Source organism: Streptomyces sp. NPDC002309, assembly GCF_053593375.1.
Genome location: NZ_JBSFCI010000035.1, coordinates 1 through 17,335, shown reverse-complemented (window position 1 = coordinate 17,335; position 17,335 = coordinate 1). Strand labels below are relative to the sequence as shown.

Here is a 17,335-nt window from a genome sequence, read left to right as displayed (position 1 = left end):
AGCCAGCACCCGTCAAGGAACTGGAGAACTCCAGCATGACCCATCACCCCGGCATGCCGCCGGACGGCGGCAACGTCAGCCTGTGCACCGGCTCCGCCGCCCTCGACCAGGCCGTGGAAGCCGTCACCGGCCTGCCCACGGTCGCGGTCGCGGAGAAGGACCCGGCCGCCTCCCGGCTGCTGGCCGCCCGCATGCCCCACGCCCGCAACCTCGGTGACGTCACGGCCGTCGACTGGGAAGCGGTCGCCGCGTTCACGCCCCGCCCGGCGGCACTGACCGCCGGCTTCCCCTGCCAGGACATCTCCAACGCCGGACCTCGGGGAGGGATCGCCGGTGACCGCTCCGGACTCTGGAAAACCATCGCCCACGCCGTTCGCGTTCTTCGACCCCGACTCGTCTTCCTGGAAAACGTCGCCGCCATCCGCTCCCGGGGACTCGACGTCGTCGCCGCCGACCTGGCCGCGATCGGGTACGACGCACGCTGGATGTGCCTACGCGCTGGAGACCCCGAAGTCGGCGCCTGCCACCGCCGCGACCGCTGGTTCGCCGTCGCGTATCCCGCTGCTGAAAACCCCCACCTCACAGCTCGGCAGGAACGGCGGACCCCAGCACCCGGACAAGCGCAAGGCTGGCGGTCACGGGCCCACGCTGGAGGACGAAGTGGTCTTCTTGCTGCCCCCGACGGACACCTGAGGCTGCTGCCCACCCCGGCCGCCGCCGACGGAACCGGCGGTCCGGGCGTCTCGCCCAAGCGGCAGGGCGGCATGAACCTGCGCACCGCCGTGACACTGCTGCCCACGCCGGCCGCGCGGGACTGGAAGTCCGGCGCCTCCAACCTGATCGGCACCAACTCCCGGCCGCTGAACGAGGTGGTCGTCAACCTGCTGCCCACCCCGACCGCCGCTCGCTACGGCCGCAACCGGTCCGCATCGGAGGGTGCGAGCTCGCGCCCCTCGATCGAGTACCTCGCCCGCGGCCTGGCCGACGGCTCACGATGGGTGGCCACCAACGGCACCGACTACGGCCCCGCCATCCGCCGCTGGGAAACCGTCCTGGGACGGCCCGCACCCGAGCCGACCGAAGCGGGCACCAAGGGAAACCGGCGCCTGTCCCCGGCGTTCGTGGAATGGATGATGGGCGCCGATCCCGGCTGGGTCACCGGCACCGACCTCGGACTGTCCCGCTCCGACCAGCTCAAGATCCTCGGCAACGGCGTCGTCATCCATCAGGCCGCCCTCGCTTACCGTGCCCTGCTCGCCGTCCCCGCCCCCGAAGCGGCCGACCCCGGCCCGTCCCAGCTCGCCCTCGACATCGCCTGACCACGCCAAGGGCGGCCCCTCCGTCTCGCCAAAGTCGCGGGGCCGCCCTTGCCAGCCAGCACCCGTCAAGGAACTGGAGAACTCCAGCATGACCCATGACCCCCGCCCCGCGCTGCTGTCCGCAGCGCTGGACGCCGCCGAACGCGGCTGGCACGTCTTCCCCCTGCGCCCCGGCACCAAGCGCCCCGCCCTGCACGGCGAGCGCACATGCACCCGCACCGGCGAGTGCGCCGGCGGGCACGTGAAGTGGGAGCAACGCGCCACCACCGACCCCGACCACATCCGCGCCGCATGGTCGCGGGCGCCGTTCAACGTCGGCATCGCCACCGGCCCCTCCCGACTGGTCGTGGTCGACCTGGACACGCCAGAGCACAACGGCAGTTCGGACGCGCCTGACGGCGCGACAACCTTCGGGGCGCTCTGCGAGCGCGCCGGGCACGCCGTCCCCGACACCTACCGCGTGCGGACCACCAGCGGCGGAACACACCTGTACTTCACCGCCCCGAACGGCGTCCGGCTCACCAACACGGCTGGCACGGTCGCCGCTTCGGTCGACACTCGCGCGTGGGGCGGCTACGTCGTCGCCGCGGGCAGCACCACCGCCACCGGAACGTACGAAGCCATGAGCGGCTCTGTGGCGGCCCTACTACCCGGATGGCTGCGAACCATCCTGGCACCCGTCCCCACTCGCCCCGCGGGGCCGCTGAGGCTTCCCGCGGTCGACGGGAGCCGCGCGGCTCTGTCCGCGCTGGAAGCCGAGTGCGCCGCCGTGTCCGGGGCGCCGGACAAGCAACGCAACACCACGCTCAACCGGTGCGCCTTCAAGGTGGGGCGCTTCGTCGCGTGGGGCGACATCCCCCGGCACGTGGTGGAAGAGGCCTTCCAAGGGGCGGGGGAAGCGCGGGGGCTCACCGCTGCCGAGTGCCGCGCCACGATCCGCAGCGCTCTGGACAGCTCCATCCGCAAGGCCCGACCCCGGGAGGCGGCGTGAACGGCCCCCGATCCTCCCCCTTGGAAGGCCAGCCTCCCGCGAACGGACCCCAGGTCGCCGAACTCGCCCCGCCCACACCGGCCGTGGGCGACCCGAAGGGCGTCGCCGAAGGCGTCCGAACTGCTCTTGGTACTGACCGCCACGCAGACGACGGGCGCCACGCCACCCGCTCGTCACGCAACCGCCAGGAAGGACGGGCCGCATGAGCGACCAGCCCCCCGCCCCGCCCACCGTCGACGGCGCCGCACTGCTCGACGAGGTGGAAGCCTTCCACCGACGGTTCAACGTCTTCCCCACCGACGCCGCCTACGTCGCGGTCGCCCTGTGGGACGCGCACGCCCACCTGCTCGACTGCTTCGACTCCACCCCCCGCCTCGCCTTCCTGTCCCCCGAACCGGGGTCGGGGAAGTCGCGGGCGCTGGAGATCGTGGAAACCCTAGTGCCGCATCCGATGGTGGCCGTGAACGCGTCGGCCGCCGCCCTGTTCCGGGCCGTGTCCGGGGCCGACGGGCGGCCCACGATCCTGTTCGACGAGATCGACACCATCTTCGGCCCCAAGGCAGGCGACAACGAGGACCTGCGCGGCTTCCTGAACGCCGGACACCGCCGCACCGGCGTCACCTACCGGTGCATCGGCGACGGCGGCAACCAGACCGTGCAGGCATTCCCCTCGTACTGCGCGGTCGCGGTCGCCGGACTCGGCTCCCTGCCGGACACGATCCTCACCCGCTCCATCGTCATCCGCATGCGCCGGCGGGCCCGCAACGAACGCGTCGAACCCTTCCGCGCCCGCATCCACGAAGCCGAGGGCCACAAGCTCCGTGACCGGCTCGCCCAATGGGCCGAACAGGCACGCGGCTTCGTGCTCGGAGCCTGGCCGGACATGCCCGACGGCGTCACCGACCGCCCCGCCGACGTGTGGGAGCCGCTGCTGGCCATCGCGGACGCAGTCGGGGGCCAGTGGCCCGAGCGGGCCCGCGACGCGTGCGTGACGCTCGTCAAGGCCGCGCAGACCACCGACAAACACAGTCTCGGCATCCGGCTGTTGACCGACCTGCGCGACCACGTCCTGATCGGCGTGGACAAACTGCCCACCATCGCCATCCTCGACCGGCTCAACGCCCTCGACGACGCCCCCTGGGCCGACCTCGACGGCAAGCCCCTCGACAACCGGCGCCTGGCCCGCATGCTCAGCGAGTACATGACCGCCGACAACGGCCCCGTCCGGTCCCGCAACATCCGCACCGCCGGCGGCGTCCTCAAAGGCTTCCACGCCGAGGACCTGGCGGACGCGTGGGCCCGCTACTGCCCGCCCCCTCCCGCAGAGTCCGCTACATCCGCTACACCGCTACAGCCCAGCTCAGAGCCCCTGAATCTGTAGCGGCACCCAAGCGTGTAGCGGCTACGCCCACCACCCCGTAGCACACGCGTAGCCGCTACACGCCACCCCTCCGCTACAAAAACACCCCCGCTGACCTGCGATGTAGCGGCGTAGCGGATGTAGCGGACTTCCCAGAAGGGGGCCAAGAGCCCCACCACCACACTTCGCCAAGGAGTCGCACCGTGGCACGCCCCCAGATGCTCAAACTCCCCGAAGTCCTCACCGAGATCGGTATGAGCCGCGCCGCCTTCTACCGCATGCGCGCCCGTGGGCAGGCGCCGCGACTCGTGAAACTGCCCAACGGTCACCTGCGGGTTCGCCGCAACGACCTGGACGACTGGCTCAGCAACCTGGATTCCCCCGCCTACTGATCGCACCGACTGACCAACCCACCCACGGGGCCCGGCTCATGCCGGGCCCCGTTCGCAGGAAGGCCCCCGATGGGGAAGACGTACGACGTTCGAATCTGGTCCGTCCGGCAGCGGAAGGACCGTGGACAGACCTCCGCAGAACTGCGCTGGAAGACGGGTGAGACCCCTCACTCTCAGACGTTCCGCACCAAGACACTGGCAGAGGGGCGACGTGCTGAGCTGCTGAGGGCGGCACACGCTGGCGAGCCGTTCGACGAGGCCACCGGGGTGCCGCTCTCTGAGCTGCGACAGCGCAACGACGTGAGTTGGTACCAGCACGCCCGCGAGTACATCGAGATGAAGTGGCAGCACTCCCCCGGCTCGACTCGCCGGACGCTCGCGGAAGCCATGGCCACCGTGACGCCGACTCTCGTCAAGGACACCAAGGGCATGGCCGACGCCACGACCGTTCGGACGGCCCTCTATAGCTGGGCATTCAACGTGAGCCGCCGCAACCAGGACCCGCCCGACGAGGTGGCCGCCGTGCTCGCGTGGTTCGAGCGGAAGTCCCTGCCCACCTCCGCTCTGGCCGACCGCATGCAGGTACGCGCCGCCTTGGACGCCCTGACCAAGAAGCTGGACGGCACCACGGCGGCGGCGTCGACCATCCGCCGGAAGCGAGCCATCTTTCACAACGCACTCGGCTACGCCGTTGACGCTGGCCGCCTCACGGACAACCCCCTGCCACAGGTGCAGTGGAAGGCTCCGGAGCAGGTGGCTGAGGAACTGGACCCGGCTTCAGTGCCAGAGCCCCGGCAAGCTCTCGCCCTGCTCGATGCCGTGCGGACGCAGAGCCCCCGCGGGCGGCGCCTGGTCGCCTTCTTCGGCTGCATGTACTACGCGGCGGCGCGGCCGGCGGAAGTCATCGGCCTCCGTCTCCAGGACTGCGACTTGCCCCGCCGAGGATGGGGCACTCTGCGACTTCGGGAGACCCGCCCGCGCTCGGGATCGGCCTGGACGGACAGCGGTGAAGCGCACGACCGGCGAGGGCTCAAGCACCGGCCCCGGAAAGCGGTCCGCACTGTGCCGATCCCACCCGACCTCGTGAACCTGCTGCGGTGGCACATCACGGCCTACGGCGTCGCCCCCGACGGGCGGCTGTTCCGGACGCAACGCGGCGGACTCATCCAGGACACCGGATACGGCGAGGTGTGGGCGGAAGCCCGTTCGCGTGCTCTCACACCCGCTCAGTGCGCGTCTTTGCTGGCGAAGCGCCCGTATGATCTCCGCCACGCCGCCGTGTCCACGTGGCTCAGCTCCGGGGTGGAACCGCAGGAGGTGGCCGCGCGCGCCGGCCACAGCGTGGCCGTGCTGTTCCGGGTGTACGCGAAGTGCCTGGACGGTGGCGCCGCCACGGCGAACGCCCGGATCGAGCGGGCGCTGAAGAACGGCAGCTAGGAGGGCCGGAAGCTGCCCCACGCCTGCCCCACACGGGCTGGTCAGCACCCGAATCAGGGTGAGACATACTGGGAAAAAGCACCCATAGCGACCACGCCTTGCCCGTGAACGCCGAAAGGGTCTGCGATCAGCATTGCTGCTGGTCACAGACCCTTTCGGTCTTGTGGCGGCGCCAGGATTCGAACCTGGGAAGGCGAAGCCGGCAGATTTACAGTCTGCTCCCTTTGGCCGCTCGGGCACACCGCCGGGGGTTTGCCGCCGTTCGAACCGCCTTTCGGCGTTGTTCTCTGGCAACGACGTAAACGATACCCGATACGCAGGGGTGCTTCGCCACCCGATTGATCGCCGCCCTGAGGACGGGGGGTGGCTAGTCTTGTCCGGATGCGGCCCCGGGTCCCAGCCGGGCCGGGTCGCCGCCCGCGTACGCCGCTACGCACCGACTCGCCCCCTGATACAAGGAGCCACACCACATGGCCGACTCCAGTTTCGACATCGTCTCGAAGGTCGAGCGGCAGGAGGTCGACAACGCCCTCAACCAGGCCGCCAAAGAGATCTCGCAGCGCTACGACTTCAAGGGCGTGGGCGCCTCGATCTCGTGGTCCGGCGAAAAGATCCTGATGGAGGCGAACTCCGAGGACCGCGTGAACGCCGTCCTCGACGTCTTCCAGTCCAAGCTGGTCAAGCGCGGCATCTCGCTGAAGGCCCTGGACGCGGGCGAGCCCCAGCTCTCGGGCAAGGAGTACAAGATCTTCGCCTCGATCGAGGAGGGCATCTCCCAGGACAACGCGAAGAAGGTCGCGAAGATCATCCGGGACGAGGGCCCGAAGGGCATCAAGGCCCAGGTCCAGGGCGACGAGCTGCGCGTCACGTCCAAGAACCGGGACGACCTGCAGGCTGTGATCGCCCTCCTGAAGGGCAAGGACTTCGACTTCGCACTGCAGTTCGTGAACTACCGGTAATCGACGCACCTGACGTGCACAAATGTAGCTGGGCAGACTTCTGAGGGCACAACGCGGGCACATCGCCGAGGGCAGCCTCGGCGGCGGCTCACGTTGTGTCGTCCTCCTCTGGAAGACGGCAGCGCGGTACCTCAGGGTTGCAACGGCCGGTGGGCGGGCGGCGGATGCCACACCGTGCCGAGGAGCCGGGCGGAATCCGGCTAGAGCGTGGACATCGGGGCCGTGCGTAGGGGGAAGTCGGACCAGGGCTCCATCTCCGATCCCTCTTCCGTCTCCTCGTACCAGCCAGTGCCCTCGACCCAGGCGTGCAGCCAGTCCGTGAGGCTCGGGGCGTCCGCGTACCAGGCGTGGGCGGCGTCGCCCGCGTTCGGTTCGTAGAGCAGGACGGGGGCCCGCGGGTCGAGGCAGTCGACGCAGGCATACATCGCGCAACCCCAGTGCGATATCGGCAGCACTCCTTCGGGCCAGGGCCACTCGGGGTCCCGGCGGGCGCCTTCGCGGTGGGCGAGGTACTGCACGACGGCGGCGGGCTCGCCGGCGGGTGGGCTGTCGAGCAGGGGCAGCAGGCCGTACTCCGGGCCGAATCCGCCGTCCCCTATCCGTGTGTAGAGCCGCGCGAGCAGGGGTGGCAAGCGGAAGCCGAGCGCGGCCTCGGCGCGGGCCACGGTGGCGGCTTCCACGGGCTCGGGAAGTGAAGTCCAGCCCCGTGGCCGGGTGTTACCGGCCTTGTCCTCCACCCGTGCCAGTAACTGCTCGATCTCGGTCATGCGTTCATGATGCAAGGCGGCACAGACAACGGGGGCCGCCCTGTGGACAACCGCTTGGTTGTGGACAACGTGCGAGGTCTGCGTCACCAGCCGGAGACGAAGGGCTGGTCCGTGGAGACGATGTCGCGGCCGAAAGGCAGCAGTGAGACCGGGATCAGCTTGAAGTTGGCGATGCCGAGCGGGATGCCGATGATCGTGACGCACAGAGCGATGCCTGTGACGATGTGGGCGAGGGCCAGCCACCAGCCCGCCAGGACCAGCCACAGCACGTTGCCGACGCACGACGGGGCTCCGGCGTCGCGGCGCTCGACCGTCGTGTATCCGAAGGGCCACAGGGCGTAGACACCGATACGGAACGCCGCGATGCCGAACGGAATGCCGATGACGGTGATGCACAGCAGCACACCCGCCAGCAGATAGCCGAGGAACAGCCAGAAGCCGCTCAGGACAAGCCATATGACGTTGAGGATTGTCTTCATGGGCGCCGACCTGCCATCTGTTCGAGGCGAGCGATGCGCTCGGCCATGGGCGGGTGCGTGGAGAACATTTTGGACAGTCCCCGTCCCGGGCGGAAGGGGTTGGCGATCATCATGTGGCTCGCGGTCTCGATGCGGGGCTCGGGGGGCAGGGGCAGCTGCTTGGTACCGGCCTCCAGCTTGCGCAGAGCGCCGGCGAGGGCGAGCGGATCGCCGGTGAGCTGGGCGCCGGACGCGTCGGCCTCGTATTCGCGGGAGCGGCTGATGGCCAGCTGGATGACCGTGGCCGCGAGGGGGCCCAGGATCATGATCAGCAGCATGCCGAGGATGCCGGGGCCGTCGTCGTCGTCGGAGCGGCCGATCGGGATCAGCCAGGCGAAATTGACCAGGAACATGATCACGGAGGCGAGCGCACCGGCGACCGACGAGATGAGGATGTCGCGGTTGTAGACGTGGCTCAGCTCGTGGCCGATGACGCCGCGCAGCTCGCGCTCGTCCAGGATGCGCAGGATGCCCTCCGTACAGCACACGGCGGCGTTACGCGGGTTGCGGCCGGTCGCGAAGGCGTTGGGCGCCTCCGTCGGGGAGATGTACAGGCGGGGCATGGGCTGGCGGGCCTGTGTCGAGAGGTCGCGGACCATGCGGTACAGGGCGGGGGCCTCGAACTCGCTCACCGGGCGGGCCCGCATCGCGCGCAGGGCCAGCTTGTCGCTGTTCCAGTAGGCGTAGGCGTTCGTGCCGAGAGCGATCAGGACGGCGACGACGAGACCGGCACGCCCGAAGAAGCTGCCGATGAGGATGATGAGCGCGGACAGTCCCCCGAGGAGTACTGCGGTCCTGAGCCCGTTGTGCCGGCGGTGCACGGTACGCCCTCCAAGTGGTGCAGCAGGGGAACCCTTTGCTAGTCGATCTCCGGTCCCGCTGGTGCCGTGGTGTCACGTCCAGTGGACCCTTCCGATTTGCACAACGCGAGGCGAGCGCCACCAGTTCCCTGGTCCGTGCGGCGGCGCGCGTCGGCCGTACGGGTGAGGGCACCCGTACGTGCGAGTCGTCTGCGGAAAGGCGCCGTGGGTCTAGAAGAGCCCGATGTCGGCGAAGCGCAGGGCGAGCTGCGGGGCACCGGACAGCCCGATGCCCAGGACGGCGGTCAGTGCGAGCGCGGCAGTGAGCGGGGCGGGCACGAGATGCCTGGCGGGCTCTGTCTCGGGAGCGCGGAAGAGCAGGGCCGTCCACTGGAGGTAGTAGTACAGGGCGATCACCACGTTGACGGCCATCACCACGGCGAGCCAGCCGAGGCCCGCGTCGACGGCCGCGGAGAAGACGGTGACCTTGGCGAACAGGCCGACGACGCCCGGCGGCAGTCCGGCCAGGCAGAGCAGGAAGAAGGCCAGGAGCAGCGCGGTCACCGGGTTCGAGGCGTACAGGCCGCGGTAGTCGCTGACGCGGTTGAGGGTCCAGGTTCGGCCCACCAGCGCGGCTACCGCGAAGGCGCCCAGGTTCACGGCGGCGTACATGAGCGCGTAGGCGACCGTGGAGCCGATCGAGTGCTCGGGGTCGCCGGAGTACGCGGCGGCGGCGATCGGCACCAAGAGATAGCCGGCCTGGCCGACGGAGGACCAGGCGAGCAGGCGGACCGCGCTGTACGCGCGCGTGCTCTGCTGCCGGAGGGCACCGACGTTGCCGACGGTCATGGTGAGGGCGGCCAGGACGGCGAGTGCCGGGCCCCAGACGTCGGCGTAGGACGGGAAGGCGATGACCGTGACGAGGATCAGCCCGGAGAAGCCGACCGCCTTGCCGACCACCGACAGGTAGGCCGCGACCGGCAGCGGGGCGCCCACGTAGGTGTCGGGCACCCAGAAGTGGAAGGGCACGGCGGCCGTCTTGAAGGCGAAGCCGATGAGGGTGAGGGCGACGCCGGTCTGGGCGAGGGTGTGCAGCTGTCCGTCGACGTCCTGGATGCGCTCGGCGATCTGGGTCAGGTAGAGCGTGCCGGTCGAGGCGTACACGAAGCTGATGCCCATGAGGCTGACGGCGGTCGCGGTGACCGACGACAGGAAGAACTTCAGGGCCGCCTCGGAGGACTTCCTGTCACCGTGCCGGAGGCCGACCAGGGCGAACGAGGGAAGCGCGGCGACCTCCAGGGCGACGATCAGGGTCGCGAGGTCGCGGGAGGCGGGCAGGAGGGCGGCGCCGGCCGCGGAGGAGAGCAGCAGGAACCAGAACTCCCCTTCGGGCAGTCCCCCGCGCGCGTCCTTGAGCGCCGTGACGGACAGCAGGGCGGCCAGGAGGGCGCCGCCGAGGACCAGGAGCTGGATGACGAGCGTGAACCGGTCCGCCGTGTAGCTGCACACGTCGGAGTCGCCGGTGAGGCAGAAGGTGGAGCGCTCGCCGTCCAGGATCGGCAGCAGCATCAGCGTGGAGACGGCGAGACCGGCCACGGACACCCATCCGAGCAGCGCCTTCCTGGCATCGCCGACGAACAGGTCGGCGACGAGGACGGCGAGGGCGACCACGGCCGCGACGGTGGGCGGAGCGATGGCCAGCCAGTCGACGGACTGGACCAGGGACACAGCCGGCGACTGGGCCAAGGAGCTCATCGGGTGCCTCCTGCGAGGAGCTGCTGCACGGCCGGGTCGGTCAGACCGAGGAGGGCCTTCGGCCAGAGCCCGGCGACGACGGTGAGGGCGACCAGCGGGGTCCACGCCGCGTATTCGTAGGTCTGTACGTCGGTGAGCTGCGGCGCCTCCCGCTGGACGGCGCCCATGCAGACCCGGCGGACCACGACGAGCAGGTACGCGGCGGTGAGCAGGGTGCCGAACGCGCCGATCGCCATGAAGGTGAGGAACGCCGGGCGGCTGAGTCCGGCGGCGGGCTGGAAGGCACCGAACAGCGCCAGCATCTCGCCCCAGAACCCGGCGAGGCCGGGCAGGCCGAGGGAGGCGACGGCGGCGAAGGCGAGCAGGCCGCCGAAGCGCGGCGCCTTCGCGTACAGCGCGGCGCCGGTCTTGTCGGCGAGGGCATCGAGGTCGGTGGTGCCCGTACGGTCCTTCAGCGCTCCGACCAGGAAGAACAGCAGGCCGGTGATCAGGCCGTGGGCGATGTTGGCGAACAGGGCGCCGTTCACGCCGGTCGGCGTCATCGTGGCGATGCCGAGCAGGACGAAGCCCATGTGGCCGACGGAGGAGTAGGCGATGAGGCGCTTGAGGTCGCCCTTCGCGCCCTGCTTGGCGAGGGCGAGGCAGGCAAGGGATCCGTAGATGATGCCGACGACGGCGAACGCGGCGAGGTACGGGGCGAAGGTGCGGAATCCGTCAGGCGCGACAGGGAGAAGAACCCGGACGAACCCGTACGTTCCCATCTTCAGCATGACGCCGGCCAGCAGGACCGAGCCGACGGTCGGAGCGGCGGTGTGGGCGTCGGGCAGCCAGCTGTGCAGCGGCCACATCGGCGTCTTGACCGCGAGCCCGATGCCGACCGCCAGAACGGCGATGACCTGCACGGATGTGGTCATCGACCGGCCGTTGTCAGTGGCGAGTGCCACCATGTCGAATGTGCCCGCCGTGATTCCGATCAGGAGCAGGCCGAGCAGCATGACCACGGAACCGAGCAGCGTGTAGAGGATGAACTTCCAGGCGGCCTGGGCCCGCCCCTCACCGCCCCAGCGGGCGATGAGGAAGTACATCGGGATCAGGACGGTCTCGAAGGCGAGGAAGAAGAGCAGCAGGTCGAGGACGGTGAAGGTGGCGAGGGTGCCGGCCTCCAGGACGAGCAGGAGTGCGACGAACGCCTTCGGGGCCGGGCCCGCGGGCATCTTGAAGTACGAGTAGAGCGCGCAGAGGAAGGTCAGCAGCGCGGTCAGAACGACAAGGGGGAGGGAAATGCCGTCGACACCGAGGTGGATCCGCACGTCGAGCGCGGGGATCCAGCTGATGTCCGTACTCGCCTGCATCTTCGAGGGCTGGTCGTGGTCGAAGCCGAGCGCGAGGACGAGGGCGGCGACGAGAACGACGCCGGTCACGGTCACGCCGTGCCGCAGTACCGCCTGCTCGGGCGACTTCCCCTTCAGTCCGGGCGGCGCGGGCAGCAGAGCGGCGACGGCGCCGAGGAGCGGGCCGACGACGACGAACGCCAGAAGGAACTGCATCACGGACTCGTTGATATCGATCACGCCTGCTCACGCTCCCGAGGCGACGAGGACGACGGCGACCACCAGGACGACGGTGCCGGCGAGCAGCGCGCTCACATAGGTCTGCACATTGCCGGTCTGGGCACGCCGGACGGCGGCTCCCAGCCAGCGGGGCAGGGCGCCCGCCCCGCGTACGTAGGTGTCGACGACCTCGCGGTCGAGGAACCGCACCAGACTCGCGCCGCCCTGCACCGGGCGGACGAACAGCGCCGAGTACACGGCGTCCAGGTGGAAGCCGACGGCGGCGTGCCGGTGCAGCGGACCGAGCAGCAGGCGTCCGGGATCCGCCGGGTCGGGTGCGTGGGCCACGTCGCCGTAGGCGGGTTCGTGGGCGGCGACGGCCTCGGCCTCGACCTGCCCGGCGTCCCCCTCGGGGTGGGCGGCGACAGCTCCGAGCGGGGCACGGGCGGCGCCTGCGCTGGTGTGGCGCCAGGCGGCGTAGGTGACGAGGCCGCCGGCCAGGGCCAGGCCCGTGCCCAGCACGGAGGTGGTGAGGGTGGGGGTCAGCGCCCCGCCGTCGAACCAGCCGGGCAGTGACTGGTACGCCAGTCCGCCCAGGGCCAGGGCCGGGGCCGCGAGCACCCACAGCACGACGGTCATCGTCAGCGGCTGCCTGCCGTGGTCCGGCACCTCGGCGCCGTGGCCGCGGAAGGCGAGCAGCCACAAGCGCATGGCGTACGCGGCGGTGAGCAGGGCCGTGAGCAGGCCGGCGACCAGGACGATCCAGCCCGCGGCGCCGGGGACGTGCGCGGTGTGCCCGGTGGTGACGTGCTCGGCTGCGCCGAGGACGGACTCCTTGGAGAAGAAGCCGCTGAAAGGGGGGATCGCGGCGAGCGCGAGGAGCGCGACGGTCATCGTCCAGTAGGCGTCGGGGACGCGGTCACGCAGACCGCCCATGCGGGACATGGCGGCCAGGGAGTTGGTGCCCGCGGCGTGGATGACCACGCCCGCCGCGAGGAACAGCAGCGCCTTGAAGGCGCCGTGGGACATGAGGTGGAAGACGGCGGCGCCGCGGTCGGCGACGGCCAGCGCGCCGGTCATGTAGCCGAGCTGACCGATCGTCGAGTAGGCGAGGACGCGCTTGATGTCGTCCTGGGCGAGCGCGGCGACGCCGGATCCGGCCATGGTGACGGCGGCCATCACGGCGAGGACCACCAGCGCGGCCTCGGATGCCTGGAAGACGGGGAGGAGACGGGCGATGAAGTAGACGCCGGCGGCGACCATCGTCGCCGCGTGGATCAGCGCGGAGACGGGTGTGGGGCCCGCCATCGCGTCGGGAAGCCAGGTGTGGAGCGGGAACTGGGCGGACTTGCCCGCCACACCGGCCAGGAGCAGCAGGGCGATCAGCGTGGGGTGGTCGAGCCCGCCGCCCGCGACCGCGCCGAGCACCCGTGTGATGCGGAACGACCCGGCGTCGACGGCGAGCGCGAACAGTCCGATCAGGAAGGGGACGTCACCGAGCTTGGTGACCAGGAACGCCTTGATGGAGGCGGCACGGGCCTCCGGGGTCTCCCAGTAGTGCCCGACCAGGAAGTAGGAGCAGATGCCCATGACTTCCCAGCCGACCAGCAGCACCATCAGGTCGCCCGAGTAGACGACGAGGAGCATCGCGGAGGTGAACAGGGAGACGAGTGCGGCGTACGAGGGGTAGCGCGGGTCGTCCTGCAGGTAGCCGGTCGAGTAGATCTGCACGCAGAGCGCGACGAACACCACCAGGACGGCGACCAGGGCTGCGAAGCCGTCGATGTACAGGGCGAGTTCGATCGGGATCGACCCGGTGGGAGTGAGTTCGGTGGCGGAGGTGACGGCCTCGTCGCCGCTCTGGCGTACGGCGACCAGTACGGCGAGCACGAGCGAGGTGAGCGTCGGGAGGACGGCGATCGGGCGGACGAAGCCGGGGGCCGTGCGTCCCAGGAAGAGCCCGGCGGCGGCGCCCAGGAACGGAAGGAGGGGGACGAGGTAGGCGAGGGTGGTCGTGGTCACGCGGTGGCCTCAGCCTTCTCGGCGCCCGGCTCGGCCGCGCCGGTCTCGCCGGCCTCGTCGTCGGGTCCGTCGGTCTCGTGGCCCTCGGCGGTGTCGCGGAGCTTGTCGATGTCCGACGTGCCGCGGTTGCGGTGGACGGCGAGGACGATCGCGAGGCCGATGCCGATCTCGGCCGCCGCGATGGCGATGGTGAACAGGGTCAGGGCCTGGCCGGAGTGCAGGGTCTCCTGGGCGGTCCTGCTGAGCCAGACGTCGAAGGCGACCAGGTTGAGGTTGACGGCGTTGAGCATCAGCTCGACCGACATCAGGACCAGGATCGCGTTGCGGCGGGCCAGGACGCCGTACAGGCCGGTGCAGAACAGGAGGGCGGAGAGCACGGCGGGGTAGGCGAGGTGCATCAGCGGGCACCGCCCTTGTCGCTTCGGGTGCCGGGGACCGACGGGCTGTTCGGCGAGCCGGCCGTCGCCGCGCCGGCCTTCGCCTTACGGGACAGGACGATCGCGCCGACCAGCGCGGCGAGGAGGAGGACGGAGAGTGCCTCGAAGGGGAGGACCCAGTTCTGGAAGAGGGCCTTGCCCGTGACCTCGGTCGATCCGGCGGGGGCGCCGTCCAGGTCGATCCAGGTCGTGCGGAAGGCGTCGACGACGACCCAGACCAGGGCGACGGCCGAGGCGACGGCCACGGCGAGGGCGGCCCAGCGGTTGCCGGAGTCGGCGTCCGGGGAGCGGCCGATGGGGGCCCTGGTGAGCATGAGCCCGAAGAGGAGGAGGACGACGACGGAACCGACGTAGATCAACACCTGCACCCAGGCGATGAACTCGGCGGTGAGCAGGAGGTATTCGACGGCGAGACCACCGAGGGCGACCACCAGCCACAGGGCGGCGTGCACCAGCTGCCGGGTGGTGACGGTGACGATCGCGGCGCCGAAGGTGACCACGCCGACGAGCAGGAAGGCGATTTCGACGCCGGTCGGGGAGAGGAATCCGGGCTGGGTCGCGGCGAGGTGGTCGTGCGGGGTGGCGGCGAGGTAGCCGTACGAGGTCGCGGCCAGGGTCACGAGGCTCCTCCCTGGGGATCGGTCGGCTCGATGGGTTCGCCACGCTCCGTGGGCCGGGGCTGGGGTGCCTCGGACTGAGACCGGGGTGCCTCGCGCCGGGGCCGGGGGGCCTCGGACTGAGGTTGGGGTGCCTCGGACTGGAGCCGGGGTGCCTCGCGCTGGGCTGCTGCGGAGTCTGCCGCACGGTCTGCCGCTGCCGCTGCCAGCTTCTCGGCGGTCTTGCGGGCGGCGGCGATCTCCTTCGGTTCCTCCGCGCCGGGGTCGAGGGCCGGCGGGGCGGGCACCGTCCACATCCACTCGCGGAGCTTGTCCCGCTCGTGGGTGAGGTCGCGGATGTCGGTCTCGGCGTACTCGAACTCCGGGGACCAGAACAGGGCGTCGAAAGGACAGACCTCGATGCAGATGCCGCAGTACATGCACAGGGCGAAGTCGATCGCGAACCGGTCGAGGACGTTGCGGCTGCGCTCACGGCCGCCGGGGGCGGCGGGCGGCACGGTCTCCTTGTGGGAGTCGATGTAGATGCACCAGTCCGGGCACTCGCGGGCGCACAGCATGCAGACCGTGCAGTTCTCCTCGAACAGGCCGATCACGCCGCGGGTCCGGGGCGGGAGATCGGGCTGGACGTCCGGGTACTGCTCGGTGACGGTCTTCTTCGTCATCGTGCGCAGGGTGACGGCCAGCCCCTTGGCGAGACCGCTGCCGGGAAAGCGGGGCCGGGTGGGCGGAAGGGATTCGGCCATGGCTACCGGATCACCACCTTGACGATGCCGGTGAGGGCGATCTGGGCTAGGGAGAGGGGGACGAGCAGGGTCCAGGAGAACTTCTGGAGCTGGTCCTCGCGCAGCCGCGGGTAGGTGACGCGCAGCCAGATCACGAGGAACGCCAGCACGGCCGACTTCAGCAGCGTCCAGACCCAGCCGAGGCCGTCGGCACCCCAGGGGCCGTGCCACCCGCCGAGGAAGAGAACGGTGGTGAGGCCGCACAGGACGACGATCCCGGCGTACTCGGCGAGGAGGAAGAGGGCGAAGCGCAGACCCGTGTACTCGGTGTACGCGCCGAAGATGATCTCCGAGTCGGCGACCGGCATGTCGAACGGGGGGCGCTGGAGCTCGGCCAGGCCCGCCACGAAGAAGACGATCGCGCCGACGATCTGCCAGGGCAGCCACCACCACTCGAAGGCGGCGAGGATGCCGGGCAGGGAGACCGTGCCGGCCGCCATGGCGACGGAGGCGGCGGCGAGCAGCATCGGCAGTTCGTAGGCGAGCAGTTGGGCCGCGGTGCGCAGGCCGCCGAGGAGGGAGAACTTGTTGGCGCTGGCCCAGCCGGCCATGAGCGAGCCGAGGACGCCGACGCCCATGACGGCGAGCACGAAGAAGATGCCCGCGTCGATCACCACACCCACGGCACCCTCGCCGGGGCCGATCGGGATGGCGAGCAGCACCAGCAGATAGGGAAGGAGTGCCACGGCCGGGGCGAGCTGGAAGATGCGGCGGTCCGCCCCCGACGGGACGATGTCCTCCTTCTGCGCGAACTTCACGCCGTCCGCGACGAGCTGGGCCCAGCCGTGGAAGCCACCGGCGTACATGGGGCCGAGGCGGCCCTGCATATGGGCCATCACCTTGTGCTCGGTCTGGCCGACGATCAAGGGGAAGGTCAGGAAGACGACGAAGACGATCAGGAGTCGCTGGGCGACGTCGAACACGTCGTTCACTGCCGGCCTCCTTGAGGGTCTTCGGGGGTGGGGGGTGGCGGATCGTCGGGGCCGGAGTCCTTGGGGGCGGGGGGCTCCGGAGAGTTCCGGGGGGTCTCGCGGGAGCTCTCCGCGCCCTTGACCTCGACGCCGCCCTCGTCCGCGACCTCGATCCCGATGCCGCCCTCGTCCGCGGCCTCGATCCCGACCTCGCCCCCGTCCTCGACCTGCGCGTCGGGTGCCCCGGTCTCGTCGAAAGCAGGGCGGGCGTGGTGCCAAGGGGCGTCGGAGCTGCGGGGGGTGGCCGCACGGGTGGGCTTCTCCGCCGCCGGTTCCTGTACCGCGCGCTGCGAGGCGGAACCTTCGGACGCGCTGCGGGCACGGCGCGAGCGGGGGCCGGCGGGCGCCACCTCGGCGTCAGAACCTGCCTGCGCCGTAGCCTCCGTACCGTCCGCGGCCTGCGATTTTTCCGGAACCGCCGTACCCCCCGGAACCGCCGCACCCTCCGCAGCCGAAGCGCTCCCCGCTACCGACGAACCCTCCGCGCCCTCGGCGGCCGCCGCGCCCGAGGCGGCCGGGGTCTCGACAGCACCCTGCGCTCCCCCGACGCCCGCTACGCCCTCGGCGGCCGCCGCGCGCTGCGAAGCCCGGGGGGCATTCCCTCCGGGCCGTCGTCGTTGGGGGTGGCAGAAAGTTCAACGCTCAACTAAAGTGGAAC

General features: G+C 70.6%; 17 protein-coding genes and 1 tRNA gene. 6 read left to right on the top strand and 12 right to left on the bottom strand.

The window, feature by feature from the left end; all coding sequences use genetic code 11:
* The first annotated feature begins 35 nt into the window (after positions 1–35).
* The 5 genes from ACWCPM_RS26280 (at position 36) to ACWCPM_RS26260 (ending at position 5,499) form a co-directional block, all read left to right on the top strand.
* Entirely contained in the window at positions 36–1,319 is a 1,284-nt protein-coding gene (locus tag ACWCPM_RS26280) for a DNA cytosine methyltransferase (protein WP_450978732.1), read from the top strand.
* Between the two features lie 88 nt (positions 1,320–1,407).
* A complete protein-coding gene (locus tag ACWCPM_RS26275) occupies positions 1,408–2,310 on the top strand; it encodes a bifunctional DNA primase/polymerase (protein WP_450978731.1) in 903 nt (300 codons plus the stop codon).
* A 202-nt stretch (positions 2,311–2,512) separates the two neighbouring features.
* Positions 2,513–3,691 (top strand): DUF3631 domain-containing protein, encoded by a 1,179-nt coding sequence (locus ACWCPM_RS26270; protein ID WP_450978730.1) that lies wholly within the window; start codon positions 2,513–2,515, stop codon positions 3,689–3,691.
* A 182-nt stretch (positions 3,692–3,873) separates the two neighbouring features.
* A complete protein-coding gene (locus ACWCPM_RS26265) occupies positions 3,874–4,062 on the top strand; it encodes a helix-turn-helix transcriptional regulator (RefSeq protein WP_138045206.1) in 189 nt (62 codons plus the stop codon).
* Positions 4,063–4,131: 69 nt separating this feature from the next.
* On the top strand, positions 4,132–5,499 hold the full coding sequence (locus ACWCPM_RS26260) for a tyrosine-type recombinase/integrase (RefSeq protein ID WP_450978729.1): 1,368 nt from the start codon (positions 4,132–4,134) through the stop codon (positions 5,497–5,499).
* A 164-nt stretch (positions 5,500–5,663) separates the two neighbouring features.
* Here ACWCPM_RS26260 and ACWCPM_RS26255 read toward each other — a convergent pair.
* Positions 5,664–5,745: transfer RNA gene (locus ACWCPM_RS26255), tRNA-Tyr, on the bottom strand.
* 224 nt (positions 5,746–5,969) lie between these two features.
* On the opposite strand from ACWCPM_RS26255, the gene ACWCPM_RS26250 reads away from it, so the two are divergent.
* Positions 5,970–6,458 (top strand): YajQ family cyclic di-GMP-binding protein, encoded by a 489-nt coding sequence (locus ACWCPM_RS26250; RefSeq protein WP_450978728.1) that lies wholly within the window; start codon positions 5,970–5,972, stop codon positions 6,456–6,458.
* Between the two features lie 200 nt (positions 6,459–6,658).
* Here the strand turns inward: ACWCPM_RS26250 and ACWCPM_RS26245 are convergent, their stop codons facing one another.
* The 11 genes from ACWCPM_RS26245 to ACWCPM_RS26195 all read right to left on the bottom strand — a co-directional run bounded on the left by ACWCPM_RS26245 (position 6,659) and on the right by ACWCPM_RS26195 (position 17,027).
* On the bottom strand, positions 6,659–7,225 hold the full coding sequence (locus ACWCPM_RS26245; RefSeq protein ID WP_450978727.1) for an SMI1/KNR4 family protein: 567 nt from the start codon (positions 7,223–7,225) through the stop codon (positions 6,659–6,661).
* A gap of 83 nt (positions 7,226–7,308) precedes the next feature.
* The gene (locus ACWCPM_RS26240; protein WP_450978726.1) at positions 7,309–7,704 is read right to left on the bottom strand and encodes a YccF domain-containing protein; all 396 of its coding nucleotides are present in this window, start codon (positions 7,702–7,704) and stop codon (positions 7,309–7,311) included.
* A complete protein-coding gene (gene htpX, locus ACWCPM_RS26235) occupies positions 7,701–8,564 on the bottom strand; it encodes a zinc metalloprotease HtpX (protein WP_450978725.1) in 864 nt (287 codons plus the stop codon). The genes ACWCPM_RS26240 and htpX overlap by 4 nt, the downstream gene beginning before the upstream one ends.
* A 210-nt stretch (positions 8,565–8,774) precedes the next feature.
* Positions 8,775–10,298, bottom strand: coding sequence for an NADH-quinone oxidoreductase subunit N (locus ACWCPM_RS26230; RefSeq protein WP_450978724.1), 1,524 nt, complete (start codon positions 10,296–10,298; stop codon positions 8,775–8,777).
* Positions 10,295–11,869, bottom strand: coding sequence for a complex I subunit 4 family protein (locus ACWCPM_RS26225; protein ID WP_450978723.1), 1,575 nt, complete (start codon positions 11,867–11,869; stop codon positions 10,295–10,297). The genes ACWCPM_RS26230 and ACWCPM_RS26225 overlap by 4 nt, the downstream gene beginning before the upstream one ends.
* 6 nt (positions 11,870–11,875) lie before the next feature.
* On the bottom strand, positions 11,876–13,870 hold the full coding sequence (locus ACWCPM_RS26220; RefSeq protein ID WP_450978722.1) for an NADH-quinone oxidoreductase subunit 5 family protein: 1,995 nt from the start codon (positions 13,868–13,870) through the stop codon (positions 11,876–11,878).
* Positions 13,867–14,268, bottom strand: coding sequence for an NADH-quinone oxidoreductase subunit NuoK (gene nuoK / locus ACWCPM_RS26215; RefSeq protein ID WP_450978721.1), 402 nt, complete (start codon positions 14,266–14,268; stop codon positions 13,867–13,869). The genes ACWCPM_RS26220 and nuoK overlap by 4 nt, the downstream gene beginning before the upstream one ends.
* Positions 14,268–14,927: an NADH-quinone oxidoreductase subunit J family protein gene (locus ACWCPM_RS26210; RefSeq protein ID WP_450978720.1), complete on the bottom strand. Its 660-nt coding sequence runs from the start codon at positions 14,925–14,927 to the stop codon at positions 14,268–14,270. The genes nuoK and ACWCPM_RS26210 overlap by 1 nt, the downstream gene beginning before the upstream one ends.
* Positions 14,924–15,667 carry a 4Fe-4S binding protein gene (locus ACWCPM_RS26205; RefSeq protein ID WP_450978719.1) on the bottom strand — a complete coding sequence of 248 codons (744 nt, stop codon included), beginning with the start codon at positions 15,665–15,667 and terminating at the stop codon, positions 14,924–14,926. The genes ACWCPM_RS26210 and ACWCPM_RS26205 overlap by 4 nt, the downstream gene beginning before the upstream one ends.
* Before the next feature lie 2 nt (positions 15,668–15,669).
* Positions 15,670–16,638, bottom strand: coding sequence for a complex I subunit 1/NuoH family protein (locus tag ACWCPM_RS26200; protein WP_450978718.1), 969 nt, complete (start codon positions 16,636–16,638; stop codon positions 15,670–15,672).
* The gene (locus tag ACWCPM_RS26195) at positions 16,635–17,027 is read right to left on the bottom strand and encodes a hypothetical protein (RefSeq protein WP_450978717.1); all 393 of its coding nucleotides are present in this window, start codon (positions 17,025–17,027) and stop codon (positions 16,635–16,637) included. Before ACWCPM_RS26195 ends, ACWCPM_RS26200 begins: the two co-directional genes overlap by 4 nt.
* Between the last annotated feature and the right edge of the window lie 308 nt (positions 17,028–17,335).